Annotated in this window: 17 protein-coding genes; 6 read left to right on the top strand and 11 right to left on the bottom strand. The window is 46.4% G+C overall.

Annotated elements, in window-relative coordinates:
- Window positions 1-200 precede the first annotated feature (200 nt).
- Window positions 201-710, bottom strand: coding sequence for a 3-isopropylmalate dehydratase small subunit (locus C0033_RS23260; protein ID WP_103228283.1), 510 nt, complete (start codon window positions 708-710; stop codon window positions 201-203).
- A gap of 4 nt (window positions 711-714) precedes the next feature.
- Window positions 715-1,977 carry a 3-isopropylmalate dehydratase large subunit gene (locus C0033_RS23255; protein WP_103228282.1) on the bottom strand — a complete coding sequence of 421 codons (1,263 nt, stop codon included), beginning with the start codon at window positions 1,975-1,977 and terminating at the stop codon, window positions 715-717.
- A gap of 377 nt (window positions 1,978-2,354) precedes the next feature.
- Between C0033_RS23255 and C0033_RS23250 the strand changes: the two genes are divergently transcribed.
- The gene (locus tag C0033_RS23250; RefSeq protein ID WP_103228281.1) at window positions 2,355-3,008 is read left to right on the top strand and encodes a GntR family transcriptional regulator; all 654 of its coding nucleotides are present in this window, start codon (window positions 2,355-2,357) and stop codon (window positions 3,006-3,008) included.
- A 225-nt stretch (window positions 3,009-3,233) separates the two neighbouring features.
- Here C0033_RS23250 and C0033_RS23245 read toward each other — a convergent pair whose 3' ends face one another.
- The 5 genes from C0033_RS23245 to C0033_RS23225 all read right to left on the bottom strand — a co-directional run bounded on the left by C0033_RS23245 (window position 3,234) and on the right by C0033_RS23225 (window position 9,791).
- Window positions 3,234-5,261 (bottom strand): ABC transporter ATP-binding protein, encoded by a 2,028-nt coding sequence (locus C0033_RS23245; RefSeq protein ID WP_103228280.1) that lies wholly within the window; start codon window positions 5,259-5,261, stop codon window positions 3,234-3,236.
- Window positions 5,262-5,276: 15 nt separating this feature from the next.
- A complete protein-coding gene (locus C0033_RS23240; protein ID WP_103228279.1) occupies window positions 5,277-6,128 on the bottom strand; it encodes an ABC transporter permease in 852 nt (283 codons plus the stop codon).
- Window positions 6,129-6,149: 21 nt separating this feature from the next.
- Window positions 6,150-7,094: an ABC transporter permease gene (locus C0033_RS23235; RefSeq protein WP_103228293.1), complete on the bottom strand. Its 945-nt coding sequence runs from the start codon at window positions 7,092-7,094 to the stop codon at window positions 6,150-6,152.
- Window positions 7,095-7,164: 70 nt separating this feature from the next.
- Entirely contained in the window at window positions 7,165-8,802 is a 1,638-nt protein-coding gene (locus C0033_RS23230) for an ABC transporter substrate-binding protein (protein WP_103228278.1), read from the bottom strand.
- Window positions 8,802-9,791 carry a mannonate dehydratase gene (locus C0033_RS23225; RefSeq protein WP_180994721.1) on the bottom strand — a complete coding sequence of 330 codons (990 nt, stop codon included), beginning with the start codon at window positions 9,789-9,791 and terminating at the stop codon, window positions 8,802-8,804. Before C0033_RS23225 ends, C0033_RS23230 begins: the two co-directional genes overlap by 1 nt.
- Window positions 9,792-9,977: 186 nt before the next feature.
- Here C0033_RS23225 and C0033_RS23220 point away from each other — a divergent pair, with 186 nt between their 5' ends.
- Together C0033_RS23220 and C0033_RS23215 are read left to right on the top strand one after the other, a co-directional pair.
- Entirely contained in the window at window positions 9,978-10,907 is a 930-nt protein-coding gene (locus tag C0033_RS23220) for a LysR family transcriptional regulator (protein ID WP_180994720.1), read from the top strand.
- A 17-nt stretch (window positions 10,908-10,924) separates the two neighbouring features.
- The gene (locus C0033_RS23215) at window positions 10,925-11,815 is read left to right on the top strand and encodes a LysR family transcriptional regulator (RefSeq protein WP_180994719.1); all 891 of its coding nucleotides are present in this window, start codon (window positions 10,925-10,927) and stop codon (window positions 11,813-11,815) included.
- A gap of 24 nt (window positions 11,816-11,839) precedes the next feature.
- Here C0033_RS23215 and C0033_RS23210 read toward each other — a convergent pair whose 3' ends face one another.
- Both C0033_RS23210 and C0033_RS23205 read right to left on the bottom strand, forming a co-directional pair.
- The gene (locus tag C0033_RS23210) at window positions 11,840-12,649 is read right to left on the bottom strand and encodes a tyrosine-protein phosphatase (RefSeq protein ID WP_103228274.1); all 810 of its coding nucleotides are present in this window, start codon (window positions 12,647-12,649) and stop codon (window positions 11,840-11,842) included.
- 17 nt (window positions 12,650-12,666) lie between these two features.
- A complete protein-coding gene (locus C0033_RS23205; RefSeq protein ID WP_103228273.1) occupies window positions 12,667-13,167 on the bottom strand; it encodes a hypothetical protein in 501 nt (166 codons plus the stop codon).
- A 203-nt stretch (window positions 13,168-13,370) separates the two neighbouring features.
- On the opposite strand from C0033_RS23205, the gene C0033_RS23200 reads away from it, so the two are divergent.
- The 3 genes from C0033_RS23200 to C0033_RS23190 all read left to right on the top strand — a co-directional run bounded on the left by C0033_RS23200 (window position 13,371) and on the right by C0033_RS23190 (window position 17,753).
- Window positions 13,371-14,534: a GGDEF domain-containing protein gene (locus C0033_RS23200; RefSeq protein WP_103228272.1), complete on the top strand. Its 1,164-nt coding sequence runs from the start codon at window positions 13,371-13,373 to the stop codon at window positions 14,532-14,534.
- 12 nt (window positions 14,535-14,546) lie between these two features.
- The gene (locus C0033_RS23195) at window positions 14,547-15,596 is read left to right on the top strand and encodes a LacI family DNA-binding transcriptional regulator (protein ID WP_103228271.1); all 1,050 of its coding nucleotides are present in this window, start codon (window positions 14,547-14,549) and stop codon (window positions 15,594-15,596) included.
- A gap of 162 nt (window positions 15,597-15,758) precedes the next feature.
- Window positions 15,759-17,753, top strand: coding sequence for a right-handed parallel beta-helix repeat-containing protein (locus C0033_RS23190; protein WP_103228270.1), 1,995 nt, complete (start codon window positions 15,759-15,761; stop codon window positions 17,751-17,753).
- Between the two features lie 141 nt (window positions 17,754-17,894).
- Here C0033_RS23190 and C0033_RS23185 read toward each other — a convergent pair whose 3' ends face one another.
- Window positions 17,895-18,614, bottom strand: a complete 720-nt coding sequence (locus C0033_RS23185; protein ID WP_103228269.1) for a hypothetical protein — start codon at window positions 18,612-18,614, stop codon at window positions 17,895-17,897.
- A 147-nt stretch (window positions 18,615-18,761) separates the two neighbouring features.
- Window positions 18,762-19,520 (bottom strand): hypothetical protein, encoded by a 759-nt coding sequence (locus tag C0033_RS23180; protein ID WP_103228268.1) that lies wholly within the window; start codon window positions 19,518-19,520, stop codon window positions 18,762-18,764.
- Between the last annotated feature and the right edge of the window lie 166 nt (window positions 19,521-19,686).

Raw genomic sequence — 19,686 nt, 5'->3', positions numbered from 1 at the left:
AGCAGTGAAGTCATAAGGAGTTCACTGCGAATGGGCGCGATCCTGTCTCTTTCTGTACTTGTGGGTCTTAGTATCACTTAGGGGCGAATCCCGAATCCCAATTGGCCTTTTTTCATTCTTCCCCGCCCGGGTTCCTGTAAAGACCGCCTCTCCCTTCCTCGCATCTCGATTCCGGGCGTATCTTTCACAAATCCGTTAAATCACAATTTTTCCGCCATCGTCCGTTTCCTCATCAACGGCTTAATGCCTCCCGCCTTTAAAATCTCCAGCGCATATTCTCCAACCTGTTCCCCGGCGTATTCCTCTCCCCGGGTCAGATTCTTAATCACACCCGTCTCTATATCCGCCTCCAGCACATCCCCTTCTTTTACCTTTTTGGAGATGCCTTTGCATACGATCAGCGGCAGGCCCAGATTCAAAGCATTTCTATAAAAAATTCTAGCAAATGAGTCGGCAATAATAACAGATGCCCCCAAATGCATTAAAGCGATTACCGCATGTTCCCGGCTGGAACCGCAGCCAAAATTACTTCCTGCCGTAATGATATCCCCTTTTTTGAAACGCTGCTGCAGGGTTGGATCACAGTCTTCCAGACAATGACTTTTTATCTCCTCAGGATCAACCAAAGCCAGGTACCTTCCCGGAAATATCTGATCGGTATCAATGTTATTGCCCAAGACCGCGGCATTCCCTCTGTATCTGCTTTCCATCTTCTCACCTCCCCTTTCCTATCACTGTTCTCGGATCGGTCAGGACACCTGTCAGAGCAGAAGCCGCCACAGTCATGGGCGAAGCCAGATAGATATCCGCCTGATTGCTGCCCATTCTTCCCGGGAAATTCCTGTTGGAAGCGGTCACGCAGACCTCTCCGGGAGCAAGTACTCCTTGATGGGCGCTCAGACACGGTCCGCAGCCTGGAGTTGAGATCGTTGCTCCGGCGTCGATACAGTCCTGAAGATATCCTTTTTCTATACAAGTACAGAGAACTTCCTTAGAAGCCGGAATCACAATCAGCCGGACATTCTCTGCAATCTTTTTACCTTTTAATATTCTTGACGCAGACGCAATATCTTCAACGCGTCCTCCGGTACATGCTCCGATAAAGCATTGATCCACGTGAACCGCCTCCGCCTCTTCAATCGGTTTTACCCGGTCTACGCTGTGGGGAACCGCTACCTGAGGAGACATCTCACTGATATCAAAATAATACTGTTTTGCGTACTGGTATCCCGGGTCTGTTTCCTGCACCTCATACGCTCTCTCCGCACGTTTAGAAACATAATCCAACACCTGTTGGTTGGGCTGCATATAAGCGGTTTTAGCGCCCATCTCCACTGCCATATTGCAGATCGCCATCCGCCCTGCCACATCCAGCTGTTCTACGTAAGTGCCGGTAAAATCAATGGCTTTATAAACAGCCCCGTCCGCTTTTATCTCACCCAGTATATGAAGAATCACATCCTTAGGCATGACGCCGTCCATGGCTGTTCCGTCAATTCTCACCTCTATGATTTCCGGAACGCGGAACCACAGTTCTCCTGTAATCATAATCGTCGCCATATCCGTCGCCCCAACGCCCGTCCCCAGCGCTCCGAATGCTCCGTGGGTGGTCGTATGGGAATCCGTGGCAACCACAATCGTTCCCGGACAGATCAGGCCGTGTTCCGGCATAACCTGATGACAGACCCCGGCATTGATATCAAAATGATGGGTCAGACCCTGCTCCCTAACAAATTCTCTCATCTCCTTATGGTTAGAAGCTGACTGTATGGTTGGCGCCGGAGCATAATGGTCAAATACAAATGCAAGCCGTTCCTTGTCCCATACCTTCTCTCCCCCCATCTCCCTAAACGAATATATCGTCTGAAGATAGAGATCATTGACCTCTGCAAAATCTACCTTTGCAGTAATAATCTCTCCTGTTTTAATTGACTCTCTGCCGCTGTTTTTTGCCAATATTTTTTCTATTGCGTGCAAAACTTTCCCTCCTTATCCATGTTCTCCTATATATGAGTTCCGGCGCTGTTATACGTCCTTGAGCTTTTATGGGCTAATAGCATATGAACAATGATAATTTTCATGTAAATCCTCTTTTATACCGCATCTTGAATATCGTATCTCGTATATCGTATACAATCTAAGCTATTTATAGCATATATTTTTGCCCATGTCAATTATTTTTATATATTTTATACATATTATTATGTTATATCCGGAGTTTAATTATATATTTTAACCCGTTTTCTCCGGCCCGAAATATTGACTTTTATTTCTTCGATATGTTAATATTAAATTAGATATTTAGACGCATTTTATTGCGCCTATAGCGGAAAAAATGAACGTTGGGGGATCTTATGGCTGCAAAACTTGAAACTGTTAATCTATTACCGACACGGTTTAGAATAGCTTCCATTATAAGGAAAGCAATTCTGGCAGGTGAGTATAAAGAAGGAGAAACCCTATCTTTGACTCAGACTGCGGAACAATTAGGGGTAAGCCGCACACCTGTGCGTGAGGCATTTCAGATGCTCTCATCTGAAGGTCTTATTGAACTGCGCCTGAATAAAGAAGCAATTGTTAAAGGAATTAATGTTGACATGATACGGGATCATTTTGATGTGCGCACCATTTTAGAAGGGGAGGCTGTCTCCAGGGCGGCTTTATCCCGTATGGATGTGTCTGAATTAATTCAGAATCAGACTGAAATTGAAGCTAAAAATGGGGTGTTTCTGCCGGATGAATTCCGGAATTACAATCAAGTTTTTCATACCTCCATCTGGAAGGCAACGGGGAATAAAAAACTGTTTTCTATGCTGACTTCCCTGTGGAATGGGAGTTCCTTTGGAAAAACCGTCACGGAACACGAGCATAATCTGAAATCCATAGAGGAACACAGAGCGATCCTGGACGACATCATTAAGGGAGATCCTTATATGGCGCGAAAAGACATGGAAAGTCACTTGAACCGAAGTATGAAAAATCTGATAGACAGTTATAATTTGAAATAAAAATGAAAAAATTAACCTTTTCACAATTGACAAAAAGGTACTTCTAAACCGAAGAAGAAGCGTAAAATGAGAAACTCAGGTTACGGATTGGGGGATAATATTTACAAAGAGCATAAGATTTTGCAAAAATCGCAAAATCTTATGCTCTTAATTAAACTAAACTCCTGTAATTGTAATCTGATTTCCTCAATTTATGTCTCGCCTATTCCCCGGGTTCCATGGATTTTATTCATATAAAAAACAGGCAACCTGATGGCCATTTCCAATATCTTTTAATACCGGTATCTCCTGTTTGCAGCGATCTGACACACGGTCACATCTGTCGTGGAACGGACAGCCGGCCGGGCGCTTTGTAAGACTCGGCACCTCTCCGCGAATCTCTACCCGTTCCCTTTTCGCCTCTACCGCCGGGTCCGCAACCGGAACAGCCGACAATAATGCCTTCGTGTAAGGATGAAGGGTATTTTCATACAGTTCTTCGCATTCCGCGATCTCCACAACACGTCCCAAATACATAACAAGTATCCGGTCGCTGATGTGTTTTACCACCGCAAGGTCATGGGCGATAAACAGATAGGTCAGCCCCAGTTTTGCCTGCAATTCTTCCAGCAGGTTAATGATCTGCGCCTGAATTGATACGTCCAGCGCCGATATCGGTTCGTCACAGATAATCATATCCGGGTTCGAGGACAGCGCTCTGGCGATTCCGATTCTCTGTCTCTGGCCGCCGGAAAACTCATGAGGCACACGCCCCTTCAAATCCGGGTCTAAGCCTACAATGCGGAACAGCTCATCCACCCGTTTGTCATACTCTTCTTTATTCTTAACAAGTTTATGAAGCTTTAAAGATTCTCCCACGATAGCCTCTGCCGTCTGTCTTGGGTCCAAGGATGAAAACGGGTCCTGGAAGATCATCGCGATCTTTGAACGGTAGGGCGCCAGCTGTTTATCCGTAAAGTTAGCGATATCCGTACCATTAAATAAGATCTCGCCCTCTTCCGGCTGGTAAACTCTCATAATACAGCGGGCAAGGGTGGTTTTTCCGCATCCGCTTTCCCCTACAATTCCCAGAGTCTCGCCTTTCCTTGCGTGGAAAGTGATCTCCTCAATGGCCTTTACTTCTCCAACTTTTTTCCTCATCATTCCCTTGTAAACCGGGAAATACTTCCTTACATTCTTCACTTCCAGACAATTTTCTGCCTGAATTACGGATTTCGGCGCTTTCTTGATCTCTTTCTTGGCGATCTCTTCCGCCTTCTGCGCCTTCTCCTCTGCCGTCAGCACGCATGCGCTGAAATGTCCCGGAGAAACTTCTGCTAATTCCGGCCTCTTTCCCTCTTTACACCGGTCCACACGGTACTCGCACCGGTCATAGAACGGACAGTACTCCGGACGGGATGCCGGGTTCGGCGGCAGGCCGTCTATGGGGATCAGTATCCGGTCTTTCGGGTCATCCAGTCTGGGAATCGCACGTAACAGCGCCCTCGTATACGGATGCTCCGGATCTGCAAACAGCTCGCCTGCCGAGGTGGTTTCCACCACGCTTCCCGAGTACATAACATAGATCCGCTCCGCAAACCTTGCCACAATTCCAAGGTTGTGGGTTACAATCACAACCGCTGTATTGGTCTTTTTGGCGATGTCCCGGATCATTTCCAGCAGCTGCGCTTGGGTGGTTACGTCTAACGCAGTTGTCGCCTCGTCTGCCACCAGCACCTGCGGCTGGGAGGACATGGCCATGGCAATCATGATCCTCTGCCTCATTCCTCCCGAGAACTGCTGCGGATAGTAGTGGAACCTCTGCTCCGCATCCGGGATGTTCACCATCTTTAACATTTCGATGGTTCTGGCCTTCGCCTCTTCTTTATTCAGTTTCAGGTGCAGCATGATGTTTTCCTGGATCTGGTACCCGATTGTCAGCACCGGATTTAAGGATGTCATCGGCTCCTGGAAGATCATGCTCACCTTTCCGCCTCTCATATGACGCATCTCCTCGCTCTGCGCGTCATACTCCAGCATGTTTTTATCGCTTCCCTCTATGTACACCTCTCCGCCGTTCACCTTACCCGGCGAACTGATTAACTGGAGCATGCTCATCATCGTCACGGACTTTCCGCTTCCCGATTCCCCTACGATTCCTATGATCTCTCCCGGGTCCAGATACATGGACACCCCGTCCACCGCCTGAACCTGTTTTCCATCGGTACGGAAGCTGGTGCGGATTCCTTTTAATTCCAGCAAATGTTTCGTCATTCCCTCTTCCTCCTTTTAGATCTCGCCTCTGAGCCTTGGATCCAGTGCGTCACGCACTCCGTCACCAAGCATGTTCAGGCAGATAACAAGTATTGCCACGCAGATTCCGGGCGCCAGCGCAAAGGCCGGGCTCTGGAGCAGGAACAGGCGTCCCTCGCTCACCATGCTTCCCCAGGATGCCGTCGGCGCGCTGATTCCAAGCCCTAAAAAGCTCAGGCCCGCTTCCGACAGGATCGTCGTTCCTACCTGCTGGGTCATCATTACGATGATCGGGGAAATGCTGTTGGGCAGGATATGTTTAAACATCAGCTGGAAGTTGCTGTTTCCCTGCAGCTTTCCGGCCATGATATAATCCGACTGTTTGATGGAAAGCACCTGCCCCCTCATCATGCGCACATAACCGGCCATGGACGATACTCCCAGGATAATGGCCAGGTTTTTGATTCCGCTTCCGAACACTGCCGTCAATGCCATAGCAAGCACTACCTGAGGGATCGCGCGGATTGCCTCGGTCATACGGTTAATTACATCATCCACGATTCCGCCAAAGTATCCGGCCACCATTCCGAGAAAGGTTCCGATGGCGCAGGCGATGATAACCGCCAGCACGCCGATAATCAGACTGACGCGGGCGCCGAAGATAATCCGGCTCATTACGTCACGCCCGTAAGAATCCGTACCCAGCAGATGAGCCCCCGACGGCTTTGCAAGATATGCCGCAAAGTCCGCAAAGTTGGGATCATAAGGGGCGATTAACGGGGCAAACAGTGCGGTGAAGATAAACAACACCACCACCACAAATGCGAAAATAACTATCTTTCTGGAGAACATGGCTCCAAAAAACTTCCTGAGTTTTGTATTCATCATCGTTTCCTCCTATTCTGCCCCTTATTCCAAACGGATCCGCGGGTCAACCACTGCATAAAGGATATCGGTGATCAGATTGACCGTACACGCAACCAGCGCAGTCACCAGCACGCAGGCCTGTACAACCGGGATATCACGGGAGGTAATGGCTTTTACAAACAGGGAGCCCATACCCGGAATGGAGAACACCGACTCCACAAACATGGAACCGCCAAGCATGGCGCCCAGCCTCATGCCCAGGATGGTGATAACCGGGATCAGGCCATTTTTCAACGCATGGATAAAGATTACTTTTTTCTCGGTCAGTCCTTTGGAACGGGCCGTCCTCACATAATCCTGGCGGATGACTTCCAGCATGCTGGAACGGGTCTGTCTTGTTACCGTTGCGATACCGCCAAGAGCCAGGCAGAACAGCGGCATAACCAGCTGCTTCATGCTGGTGGAAAAATCCTCCCAAGGCCAGGTGAAGCCGTAAGACGGGAGCCAGCCCAGTTTCATGGAAAACAGGTACATTACCAAAAGGCCGATCCAGAACTGAGGAAGGCAGGCGGTGATGTTGGCTAATAAAGTAACAACCATATCCGCCGCTTTTCCCCTTTTTACCGCGCTGACAACCCCGAAAAACACGCCCAAAGGAATACTGATTAAAAATGCCGCAAAGGATAAAAACAAAGTGATGGGAATGCGTTCTGCCAGCACATCGATGGTGTTTTTATGAAACTGCGTGGACATGCCCAGGTTCCCTCTGAGCGCATTAAACAGCCAGTTGAAATACCGCATGATAACCGGCTTATCTAGCCCAAGTTCCAGATATACTCTCTGGTATTCCTCCGGTGAAACCTCCTCACCCAGCATCGCATACACCGGATCGCCCGGAATCAAAGAAACCAGCATAAAGATAAAAATGGATATCAGAAATATAATTAAGATCATCTGTCCCGTTCGTTTTGCAATATAAGATCCCATAAATAAACCTTCTCCTCTCTGCTGATAACCGGGCGGTAACATACGTTTCCGCCCGGTTCAACATTTAACCTTATTCCCAATACATTGCTTCCGGCGTCCACTGTGACATATCCGCTTCGGAAATTCCGGTATCTTTCAATCCCGGCTCTCCGAAAGACTGTGAATAGACAACCGCAAGAGGTGTAATCATCACATAATCCTGTACCAGCGCCTTAGACGCTTTCTGAAGCTGTGCTTTTTTCTCCTCTACCGTCTTCGCCGCCCTGGCTGCAAACAACGGCTCTTCAAATTCTGCCGGGCGCAACATAATTCCGTGGTTTTTGATGCCTTCTGAAGAATACAGGCGGATATAGTTATTTACAAAATCCATTTGAGCCGCACCGCTGCCGGCGATAAATCCGTCTATATCATCCTCTTTCTGCATGGATGCCAGTACGGAACTGTCCAGAACAGAGATTTCCGCTTTGATTCCAATCTGATCCAGACATGCCTGGAATGCAGTGGCAACATCCACATTGCTGGAAATAGCATAGATCGTGGTTTCAAAACCATCCGGATATCCCGCTTCCGCCAGCATTGATTTAGCTAAATCCAGATCATACTCATAGAATTCCGCTTCCGGATTGTAAGCCCAGGAATCCTTGGTACAGAACAGAGGAGTCGCTTCTCCCAGACCGCCTGACAGGGCTTTTGCCACATTATCCCAATCAATCGCATGCATGACTGCCTGACGCACCTTTAAATCTCCCATCGGATGTTTATCGCTCTTGCTGTTCCAGATGATATGTTTGATGCCGGCGCTGTTGGCATTTTTATTACCGATCCGCTCAAAGCCAGCCGCCGTTATGGTATTGATGGCCTGCTCATTATTCAGCTTCATGGCCACATTTATTTCCTTATTCAGCAGTGCGGAAACGATGGTGTTGTTGTCTTTAATAAAGTCAATTTCCAGCGTATCCACTTTTGGAAGTCCTTCAATACGGTAGTTTTCATTTTTCTTATATGTGATTTTCGTATCCGCCACATAGGTGTCCAGGACAAATGGTCCCGTACCTACCGCATGGATCTTACACCATTCCGCACCGTTCTTTTCATATGCTTCTTTAGAACAGATATAAATGTTTCCGATCACATTTTCCCAGTCATTCGCCCATTTGTCATACTGGATCACCACGGTCAGGTCATCCGTTTTTTCCACCGATTTAGGAGAACCGATCTCACTGGCTTTTCCGTTCTGGATATACTGTTCAATATTCCATACCACTGCATCCGCATCACAGATTGATCCGTCCTGGAAATACACGTCTTTTCTCAATTTAATCGTAAATGTCAGCGCATCGTCGTCCACAATAAACTCTTCTGCCAGCCAAGGCGAATAATCTCCCTTGGAATCCACCCTTCCCAAGGGTTCCAGAATCGGCTGTACGCCAAACCGGTCGCCTGTAGAAGAAGACTGAGGCATGAAAAAGGTCTGCTGAGGGGTGCCGATGGCGATAACCACAGATCCTCCCTTACCTTCTTTTGTTTCCGCCGTTGTCTGTTCCTCTGAGGTTTGTTTTTCTGATGAAGCCTGGTTTGATGAATCCGCCGAAGCCGCCTCTGCCTTTGTAGCCGGCGCCGGTTCCGCCTTTTTGCTGCATCCTCCCAAACTTCCTGCTGCCAGCATAATCCCCAATGCCGCTGCCAGTAACCTTCCCGTTTTTTTCATTACCTTTCCTCCTTATTGATCTCTTGTATTGCACAATTTAAAAGCGCCTTCATATATCCGGTACAATATGCGAAAGAAGCATTCATTCCTCCGCATTCATTTGTCATACGGGGAGCGTGATCCACATGAATCACCCCTTGGTAATCACAACGCACCAGCTGTTTCATGGCCTCATACATATTCATGTACCCGTCTTCCAGCAATGTCTCCTCAAAATACGGCATGGTTCCGCTCACATTGCGGAAATGCACGATCAGCACCTTGTCCTGCTCAATAAAGTATTTAATATCCTCCAGCAGGTTTCCAAATGCATCCCCGGCCTCCAGCCAGCATCCCATACACATCTTCATCCCCAGATACGGGCTGTTGCCCGCCAGTTCAAATGCACGCTTATAATCAGCGGCCGATGTAATCAGGTTGGAAATGCCCAGCAGGCAGTCCACCGGCGGATCGTTGGGATGAAGCGCTATTTTTACATTTTCCTCCTCGCACACCGGGAGTACCCGATCCAGCCAGTATTTAAAATTATCCCAGATTTCTTCCTTTGTAAAAAGTCTACCATGGCTGTACGGCCTCTTTTCCAATTCCCCGATGTCCACAATCCTGGCCGGAGCCTGTCTCGTATAAGTTCCGACGTCAATGCGGCTGGTTAATACTTTATTCGGCTCCCATGTCATGTAAGTTACCGGAATACCGGCTTTTGATAAGACCCGGGTGAACGCATTATACCGTTCAATGGCCTCGTCCCTGCCGGGAAGGCCCAGATGAATCAAAGGATTCTTATAGATATCCGTATTTCCCGCATCCGTCACCGTGAGCCCAACCTTTCGCAGTCTCTCCATAAACTTCATCACGGAATCGTAGTCCGTGTGTTCATTCTTAAACATCACAAATACATGATCCACACCTATTTGTTTGATAAAACGCAGCTGTTCATCCGTATAATCGGATACCACCTTCATCTGCGTGCGCATTTTGCTTCCCAGCATATCTGCCTCCTTCTGCCCCTTAAATACTTCTTTCATACCCCTTTTTGATATGATATAATGAACTGGTATTTTGTTTATTTCGTACATCCTTATGTATTAATTATAATATCAGGTCATCATTATGACCAATTCACAGGACCTATAAATTTTATAGCAAATACTTATATCCGAAAGGCAGGTAACCCATTGGATATTAAATATCTGAATTATGTTCTCGCGATTGATCAGTATAAAAGCATTACCCGGGCGGCAAAGGCATTGTCCATATCCCAGCCCACATTAAGCCAGTATCTTTCCAAACTGGAAGAGGAACTGGGAACCGCTCTCTTTTTAAAACATGACGGGGAGCTTTACCCGACTCCGTCAGGCAAGATCTATCTGGCCGCCTGCCGCGATATCCGCACGATGCAGCAAGCGTTCAAACAGGAAGCGTCTCTGCTGATGCAGTCAGAACATATACGCCTTGTGGCTTCAATTTCATGGTCTGTTAAACTGTTTTGCCATATACTCCCCATCTTTAAAAAGGAGTTTCCCAACTGCACGCTGGAATTTTCAGAAGAAAATCACTCCCAAATCAAAAAAATGGTAACGGAAGGAAAGGCGGATATCGCGCTTTTAGCCGATATTTCGCCCAATGGGCTGCCCGGCTTCAGTCAGATCCTGGGAAAAGAGGATATTCTGCTGGCCGTTCCGGCAAACCACCCATTTTGCCGCCTCCCCAATCCTGATCACACCATCGCTCCGGAAGAATTCGTCAGACACTTTGCGGATAATCACTTCATACTGGCAGCGGAAAACTCCAATGTGCGGCGGATCGAAGAGCAGATGTTCCGGCAGACCAATTATTTCCCGGCTTCCACCTGCCGGATCAAACATATGAACCATGCGGCCGTTATGGTCTCTAAAAACTTTGGAATCACCATGCTTCCGGCCAGCTGTGCCTTTTTAAGCCCGGATATCCGCTATTATCAGTTAAAACCGAGAGCTTACCGGCTTAATTTATTATGTTATCAGCAGTCCCGTCCGCTGACCCCGGGCGAACAGATGATGCTGACACTGATTCAAACGCATTATCCCATGTTTCAACCGTCTCTTTCCGGCCTTTTGCAAAATTAAACGTTGATGAGGTAATTATGGATACCAGATATTTAGAATATATTGTGGAAATAGATAAGCAAAGAAATATTACAAAGGCTGCTAAAGAACTCTATGTCTCCCAATCTTCCCTCAGCCAGTATCTGAGCAAGCTGGAAAAAGAGATGGGCGCAGCCCTGTTCATCCGTAAGCAGTCAGAAATCCTTCCGACTCCCATGGGGGAATTATACGTCAGATATGCAAAAAAGGTGTTGGAATTAAAAAAAGCTGCATATAAAAATATACAGCAGGTGTCGCAGATGCAGCTGATCACCATAGGAAGCACTTCCGCCAAAACGCTTCAGACGCTTTATTCCATCCTCCCTCTGTTCCGGGAACATTTTCCCCATACAGAAGTCGAGATTCTGGATTCCAACTTGTCCAATATTGAGCGTTCCGTTATGGACGGAAGTTTTGATATGGCTTTGGTCACCACTCATTCTGTCCGGCATTTTTCCGGCCACAGTGATATATTAGATAAAGAAGAGATCGTTTTCGTACTCCCTTCCACCCACCCGTACTGCAGCCGTCATTCCCGGAATGAAGCCCTGACAGCAGCCCAAATTTCCGGCATCCTGGAAAGCGGAGACTTTATCCTTCAGAAAAAAGGAAACTGCATCCGCTACCTGGTGGACAGCTTCTTTAAAGATCTGCCTCAACAGCCCCAGTCCGGTTTCAGCTTAAATCAGGCCGATATGATCCGAAACCTGATAAACGGCGGCATGGGCGCAGCATTCCTGCCCGTCCGGCACGTTATCAACAGAGAATTGGCTTTTTATTCCCTTTCTCCACAAATATACAGAATCACCGCCCTGATCTGGCGCAAAAACCTGGAGCTGACAGACGCCCATCTCTTCCTGATGGAATTAATCAGGAAGTATCAATTGTGATTTCAATAAGCCGGGAAAATCTCTTTATATACAGAACCGTTCCTTCAGCCTGTCTCTCTTTTCCCTTGAAAAGTTCAGCTGATTTTCCAAATAGCTGTCCATGCCTCCAAACCGGTCTTCGATGATCCTGAACGCCCCGCGGATATAGGATTCATGAACCTGGCACAGGATTTCAGCGCATTTTTCCAGGTTGGGGTCCGATGTTCTGGAACGCACCAGAGCGGTCATTCCGTCGGTTTCCTTTTGGAGAAATTCATTGGATGCCGTAAAATCGCTGATCACCGTTTCCCGGTCCACATCCAAAGCGGTCAGTAAAAATGCGGATGCCATGCCGGCTCTGTCTTTTCCTGCGCTGCAGTGCCATAAAACAGCGCCCGGCTCCGCTTCCAAAACCTGATTTAAAAAGGCTCCGTAGCGTTTCATGGCCTGTTCATTTATCACCAGATTTTCATAAAGGCGGTTGATATAGATTTCCGGATGGCCGTTTAAGGATTTCGCATGTTTTAAAAATCCTTCCAGCATATCCACGCCTTCTCCGTCTTCATTTTCATGGGTGAAACCCGCTGTTTCTTCATCCAGAATCGGATTGAATACGTTCTTCACTCCCGGCACCTCCGGATCTGGTTTTTCGGCGGCCTCCAAACCGGTACGCAGGTCGATGACTGTGCGGACGCCATATTCCCCATATAAGATCTCTTTATCTTTTTCGCTCATTCCTGCCAATGCTCCGCTTCGGATCAGGCATTTGGGACGGATTGTTTTTCCGTCAGATGTCCGGTATCCTGCCAGATCCCTTGTATTAAGTAACTTTTCTAAACTAATTCTCTCAGCCATTTTTTGCCTCTCTATCTTTAATATCCCAAACCTTCTATAAACTCCTGAAGCTCTTTTTTACCTTCAGAGCCGGCCTTGACAAACAGCACCGTATTGTCAATTCTCACAGCGGCTGCATAGATTCCTCCGCTGGTCTGCTCATATTTGGAAAAGTTTTTCAGATTTATATTCTTATTGCTGGACACTGCCCCTTTGTAATCTTCTGTAATCATATATTGAGTTTTGTTATAAAGTTTAACTGCTGAAGCCACGTCAGAGCACTCACTGAATGAAATTACCAGTTCCTGATCTCCGTCCTCTTTATAGGCCTCTCCATACTTTCCGAAACCTTCTGGCATTTGGCTTGTTTCATCCTCAAAGACATATCCCTGCTCGGATGCATACTTCCCAAACTGTTCAAAAGTGACCGGTTCCTTCTTAAAAGTGATCAGCTTGCCAATTAAAACCGCCGCCACTACTACAATAATAAGAAGAAATGTTATGATGCCGGCAATTAGAAACTTTAAGTTCTTTTTCATTATCCTCCTCCGTTGTCCGATTATAGTTTTTCTGAGTAATAGTTTACCATCTTTCTTATCTTCCATCAAGCGTTACTGTCCGCGGCCCCGGCAGTCCGTTCGGTTTTTGCATTACGTTTATTTATTGACCTTTTTTCTTTTCCATTATATGATACCTATATACCCTATATTTTAGTTTACAATATTAGTAAAAGGAACTTCTCATGAAAAATACCTTTTGGAAACGCGTTGATTTTCAGGTATCAATTTTTACCGCCGCGATCGTGGCGGCTTTAACTTTTTCCATCTTTATCTTTCAGTATCAGATTACTTACAGAGATACATTAAAAAGTTTAAATGATCAGGTAGAGTCCATCTATTCCTATATAGATGAATTCCTGGATACCACGACTTTCGATAATATATCCGCCCGCGAAGATATTAATAATCCGGAATACATAGAGATGCATGACCTTTTCCGCCAGGTAAAAGAAGTTACGGGAGTCATGTACTTATATACCGCCAAACAGAATTCAAACGGCGAATTCATCTATGTAATTGACGGCTTAAATTCTGATAATCCTAGTTTCCGCTATCCGGGCGATCTGATAGAAAGTGAGATATACCCGGATATGCAGAGGGCTTTAAGCGGAGAAAAGGTGCTTCCCGATAAAATCAAGGATACCGAATGGGGCAAAATCTTCATCACTTATCTCCCCATCTATGATGATGCAGATGTAATCGGCGTGATCGGCATTGAATTTGAAGCGGAGCATCAATATATGACCTACCGCAATTTAAGGCTTCTCCTTCCTTGGTTTATCCTGCTGTTCAGTTTGATTGCCAGCCTGATTTCCAGAGCTCTGTTCCGCCATATCTCCAATCCATTTTACCGCGATATGGCCAATACGGACTATTTAACCCAGTTAAAGAACAGAAACGCCTATCAGATCGACATGGCCAATCTAATAGCTATGAGACGGGAACACGGGATGGGAATTATAGCCATTGACTTAAACAGTCTGAAAAAGGTAAATGATACTTACGGGCATGAAAAAGGGGATCAATATATCACCTGCATTTCCCAGGCATTTGAAAATCTGAAAACGAAAGAAGCTGTCATGTACCGGATCGGCGGAGATGAATTTGTCATTTGGGTTCCCGGCGCGGATGAGAGTAAGATAGAGAATTTGATGGCACGGCTGAAAGAAGAATTCTACAAACTGACCTTCTCCCCTGATCTGAGTTTTTCCTGGGGATATGCCATTTACAATGAACAGGAAGACGATGATCTTCACAGCACTTACCGCAAGGCTGATAAACAAATGTATTCAAAAAAGCAAGAGCATTATTCTGCCTTGGAAAATAATACGGATAAAAACCGGTAAAAGGAGGTTCCAATGGCCACAATCAAACAGATTGCCGAGATAGCAGGCGTGTCCAGAAGAACGGTAGACCGTGTCATCAACAACAGAGGAGCCGTAAAACCCGACACTGCGGAAAAGATCAACCGAATCATACGCGAGCTGGACTACCAGCCCAACGAAGCCGGGAAAGCGCTGGCCGCAAGAAAAAGGAAGCTGAAGATAGGCTTTTGTTCGACTACGGGAAAAAAAGCGCCCATCTACGGTGAAATCCGAAAAGGCGCTCTTGAAAAAGCGGAGGATCTGAAAAAATTTGGCGTTCACGTGGAATTTTACACTTTTGAACGCGATCTGCCGCTTACAGAAGAGGAACTGGACCGGATTTCCCAATCATTTGACTGCGACGCCCTGGCCGTGGCTCCGGGCAATAATCCCGGTGTTGTAAGGCTGATTCAAAAAGCCGTGTCCATGGAGATCCCCATCCTGTTTTTCAACGTGGATGATCCCTCCTATGAACGCATCTGTTATGTGGGCAGCGATTATAAAAAAGCCGGACGCCTGGCCGCCGGCCTGTCTGCGCTGCTGAGCAATGACCATGGACGTGTGGTGATCTTCAGCAATCAGGCTTCCAATCCCTTCAGCTATGAGGAACGCGTCAAGGGCTTTCAGCAGGAAACATCCGAGCGTTATCCGGATATCCGCATCGTGGGCAGTTATGTGTTAAAAGACGGTACGTCCGATTATTATGACACCGTCCGGGAAGCGATTCAAAACCACCCGGATATGAACATCATCTATCTGGTAAACCCTGGGGATTACAGCGTATGCAGGGCCATCTCAAAGGCTATGGGTAACGGAAAAGTCCGCATCATCACCAACGATCTGGTGGAACCTATGGAACCCATGCTGAAAAACGGCATGGTTTCAGCTACCATCTCCCAGGATTCCAAAGGCCAGGGCCGGTTGTCGCTGGAACTTTTATTTAATAAACTGGCCCTTGGAAAAGACCCTGAAAAAGATATTTACTATACAGATTTAAATATCTACATTCCCCAAAGCCTGTCTTCCGATCCATCGGAGCCTTAAAATCCGGTTATATTTATCATCAGTAATTAGAGATAAAATACCGGCTGCCTATTTGTCTATTTCTTCTAAAAATATTGTTTCAAAGCAAATAATATTGACATCTTTGCACAGATGTGCTAGTTTTAAATAAAAAAGCGCTCGAGCGCAATAAGGAGGAGACATATGGTTTACTATGTATCAATTGATGCAGCACGCGGCGGTGACGGATCAAAAGAGAAGCCGTTTAAACAGATCAGCGAGGCGGCTCAGATCGCGGTTGCCGGCGACGAGGTCATTGTCGCACCTGGCCTTTACCGTGAATATGTAAATCCTATTAACGGCGGTGAAGAAGGAAAACCTATCGTATACCGTTCAGAAGTGATGGGCGGAGCCATTATCTCAGGTGCGGAGCCTGTGAAAAACTGGGAACATTATAAGGATAATGTTTGGGTTGCCCGTATCCCTAACGGAATCTTCGGATCTTACAATCCTTATACCACGGTTATCGGCGGCGACTGGTATTACAGCAGCATCGTTCTCCATACCGGAGAGGTTTATCTGAACGGCAAATCCATGTATGAAACAGATTCTCTGGAATCCGTATTAGATCCTCAGATTTATAAACCTTCCTGGGATCATGAATTCACTGTTTACCAGTGGTATTCCTGCCAGGAAAATAATGAAACCGTAATTTATGCCAACTTCCAGGGCAATGATCCCAATGAGCACAACGTTGAAATCAACGTCCGTAGAAATTGCTTCTATCCTGAAAAAACAGGCGTTAACTACATCACCCTTTCCGGCTTTGTGGTAAAACAGGCTGCGACTACCTGGGCACCTCCTACCGCATATCAGGAAGGCATGATCGGACCGCACTGGAGCAAGGGCTGGATCATCGAAGACTGCGAAGTTTCCGATTCCAAATGCTGCGGCATCTCTTTGGGCAAATATTTACAGCCTAATAATGAGAATAAATGGACGCTCAAACGTCTGAAACACGGAACTCAGACCGAGCGTGACGCTATCTGCCAGGCACAGATCGAGGGCTGGACAAAAGAAAACATCGGTTCCCATATCGTGCGCAGATGCCATATTCACCACTGCGAGCAGACCGGTATTGTAGGACACTTAGGCTGTGTATTCTCTCTGATTGAAGACAACCATATTCATGATATCAATACAAAACAGCAGCTGACCGGAGCCGAGATCGGCGGAATTAAGCTTCATGCAGCCATCGACGTCATCTTCCGCAGAAACCATATTCATCACTGCACAAGAGGTATCTGGGTTGACTGGCAGGCACAGGGCACACGTATTACGCAGAACCTGTTCCATGACAATATGCCGCCTGAAGATGCAGAACTGACCACAAAGCTGTCCCTTGGCGAGGACTTGTTCATCGAAGTAAGCCACGGCCCGACTCTCGTGGACAACAACCTGTTCTTATCCGCTTATTCCGGACGTCTGGCTACACAGGGCGTTGCTTATGTACATAACCTGATCTGCGGACCATTTACATGTGTTGGCGGCGGAACCGATAACGGAAGCCCTGCTACCGGCCCGAGATATACGCCATATCACGTACCTCACAGAACAGAAGTTGCCGGATTCATGACATTTTTACACGGTGACGACCGCTTCTATAATAATATATTCGTTCAGAATCCGATTCCGAAATCCTATACGGATTTTATTGAATCACAGAATATTGAACTGGTCGGCACAGTAACAGGTACTTCACAGTTCAGCGATTATCCTACATGGGATGAATATTTCGCTCTGTTCACCAAGGAAAATGACACCGGAGCTGCAGAAGACCGCACCAAATATTATACAAAACTTCCTGTTTACACAGGCGGAAACGTATTCTTCAACGGCGCCGAGCCTTGCGCAAAAGAGCTCAACTACGCTCAGGATACAGAACATGAGATCTATGTAAAATTGGTGGAAAAGGATGGCGCTTATTATCTGGATACCAACCTCTACGAGCACCTTCCGAAACTGGCGACTCCATTTATCTCCACTGAAGTGCTGGGAGAGGCATTCGAGCCGGAAGAGAAATTCGAGAACCCGGACGGCAGCCCGATCTTCTTTGACAGGGATTACTGGGGTGAGAAACGCGGTGTGAATCCTACACCTGGACCATTTGAGAAAGAATTGGATAAATCTTTAATTTAATAGCTGAATTAGAAGCGCCGGGAAATCCGGAACGCTGAGGGCCTGTCCGGCCCTGCGTTTCCGGGTTTCCCGGCGCTGTTTTCACTTAACTCAGTCGGTTTTGTTTTTATAATTCATAGCTAAACGCATAATCCGCGGCTGTTATTGAATCCAGGCCCCATCCGCTCCTACCTGATAATTATCCGGCGTTACCGTATCATGAAGCATATATCCATCCGCTCCGAAATAGTAAAATTTGCCGCTTATCTCTTTCCATTGATTCGCCGGATAAGTGCCGTCGCCGTTATCATACCACCAGCCCGCACTGTCCTTCTTCCATGCAGCGGCTGATGCATTGGTACCGCCCTGTTTCAGTTTAAAAAAGTATCCCATGTAATCATCTGCATAATTAGTCGTATTAACAGCATTAATCATCACCACATAGGTTTTGGAATAGGCTGAACCATCGGCCTTATCTTTTGCAAGCTGTTCCGGATTAATTACAGGATAATTTTTTCCGCCCTGAATGCTGTCATTCATCGGTAAGTTCCCCATCATGCTGGATTCCCATGATCCCAAACTCACAAAATCACTGCCGTCCAGATATCCCCAATAGACTACCGGATTTCCTGCCATTCCTGAACTTTGGGCTTCATCCATTGCAAGCGTAGTATTTTCATCCAATAGGTTATAAAGCTTTCCGCTAAAATCCATGCCGTAATAGGATGCGGTCAATTCTGACCCGGTATCCTCAATAGCCTCAGCAGGTGTGAATACACCGCTGAAAACGATATTATAATCCTCTGCAACTGCAGTCATACCTCCGGCAACGGTTAAACCTGCCGCCAATCCTAATGCAATTAATCTCTTAATAAACTTCATATTTATCCTCCATCTTTTCAATCTCAAGTGCTGTGCTTTTTAATTTTCACACCGTTTTATTCTTTACCACAGTACGTCATCATTCTATTGGGCGCCCTTGGCTGTTCTTTTTTAAATTCTTCCAAATCTATAAGTTTTCCTCCATCATTATTCATAGATCAAAGGAAGTTCTATAGTTACAGATCTCCATCCGTCTCTGCTGTTGTTGATTTCTATAACTGCTTCCTGTCCGGCCGGGAGTTTTGCCGTGCCCCAATATGGTATATCCTCTTCGCCTATGGCCGCTGTGGTCGGAACTGATCCATTTGGTGCATATGCAGTCGTTTCTCCGTAATAATGTTCTTCATACTCTATCTCTAAATCATTGAATGCATTTTTGATCTGTCTCGTTTTGGATTTATCGTTAATTTTTCCATTAAGGAAGTAGATATCATCCGCACTCTCACACATACGAATCCTGCTTATTTTTCCGTTGCTGAATATATCCTCTTCATTGGACGGATTATATATGCCGACTTCCACCGCATCATCCCCATCAGCATTTTCTATCTCCACTTTTGCTTTTTCATTCGGTCCCAGCTTACGATCCAGCTCATCACAGCTGTATCCTGCCTTTTGAAGAAATATAACCAGTTCCCTGAGAGTCAGATTTTCCAGATACACAGTTGTTTTATCTATTGTCAGGCTGGTGACGGGCGTCCCATCTGCTTTACCTTTTTTCTTTTTATCCTCATTTTTTTCCTCTTTGTCCTCTTTCTCTTCCTTATCGGCAGTTTTTTTCTTCTCTGTCTTCTCAGTTTCTTCCTTCGCTATACGGTCTGTTCTGTCAAACGATTTTGCAGAACATCCTGTCAGACCTAAAACTCCAATCATCCCTATAATTAAAAACCTCTTCAATACCTTCATAACCTGATCTCCTTTTCTTCCCTATCACTTATTCTGCCATCATTTTAATGGGACAGAGCAGGATTCATACTTCCTGCTCCCCCATAATTTGACCAAATTAAAAAGCAGGATGTTTAGCATTTCCGCTTTCACATCCTGCTCTATCTCATTTTTGAGTACAGCAAAA

The sequence above is a fragment of the Clostridium sp. chh4-2 genome (assembly GCF_002899675.1).
GTDB lineage: Bacteria > Bacillota > Clostridia > Lachnospirales > Lachnospiraceae > CHH4-2.
This window is presented reverse-complemented; position numbering and strand designations above follow the sequence as displayed.

What these genes read in the sequence shown, in the direction of transcription:
- C0033_RS23260 (WP_103228283.1), bottom strand. Translation starts at nt 710, where the DNA reads ATGGAAAGCAGATACAGAGGGAATGCCGCGGTCTTGGGCAATAACATT.
- C0033_RS23250 (WP_103228281.1), top strand. Translation starts at nt 2,355, where the DNA reads ATGGCTGCAAAACTTGAAACTGTTAATCTATTACCGACACGGTTTAGA.
- C0033_RS23245 (WP_103228280.1), bottom strand. Translation starts at nt 5,261, where the DNA reads ATGACGAAACATTTGCTGGAATTAAAAGGAATCCGCACCAGCTTCCGT.
- C0033_RS23240 (WP_103228279.1), bottom strand. Translation starts at nt 6,128, where the DNA reads ATGATGAATACAAAACTCAGGAAGTTTTTTGGAGCCATGTTCTCCAGA.
- C0033_RS23235 (WP_103228293.1), bottom strand. Translation starts at nt 7,094, where the DNA reads ATGGGATCTTATATTGCAAAACGAACGGGACAGATGATCTTAATTATA.
- C0033_RS23230 (WP_103228278.1), bottom strand. Translation starts at nt 8,802, where the DNA reads ATGAAAAAAACGGGAAGGTTACTGGCAGCGGCATTGGGGATTATGCTG.
- C0033_RS23225 (WP_180994721.1), bottom strand. Translation starts at nt 9,791, where the DNA reads ATGCTGGGAAGCAAAATGCGCACGCAGATGAAGGTGGTATCCGATTAT.
- C0033_RS23215 (WP_180994719.1), top strand. Translation starts at nt 10,925, where the DNA reads ATGGATACCAGATATTTAGAATATATTGTGGAAATAGATAAGCAAAGA.
- C0033_RS23210 (WP_103228274.1), bottom strand. Translation starts at nt 12,649, where the DNA reads ATGGCTGAGAGAATTAGTTTAGAAAAGTTACTTAATACAAGGGATCTG.
- C0033_RS23205 (WP_103228273.1), bottom strand. Translation starts at nt 13,167, where the DNA reads ATGAAAAAGAACTTAAAGTTTCTAATTGCCGGCATCATAACATTTCTT.
- C0033_RS23200 (WP_103228272.1), top strand. Translation starts at nt 13,371, where the DNA reads ATGAAAAATACCTTTTGGAAACGCGTTGATTTTCAGGTATCAATTTTT.
- C0033_RS23195 (WP_103228271.1), top strand. Translation starts at nt 14,547, where the DNA reads ATGGCCACAATCAAACAGATTGCCGAGATAGCAGGCGTGTCCAGAAGA.
- C0033_RS23190 (WP_103228270.1), top strand. Translation starts at nt 15,759, where the DNA reads ATGGTTTACTATGTATCAATTGATGCAGCACGCGGCGGTGACGGATCA.
- C0033_RS23185 (WP_103228269.1), bottom strand. Translation starts at nt 18,614, where the DNA reads ATGAAGTTTATTAAGAGATTAATTGCATTAGGATTGGCGGCAGGTTTA.
- C0033_RS23180 (WP_103228268.1), bottom strand. Translation starts at nt 19,520, where the DNA reads ATGAAGGTATTGAAGAGGTTTTTAATTATAGGGATGATTGGAGTTTTA.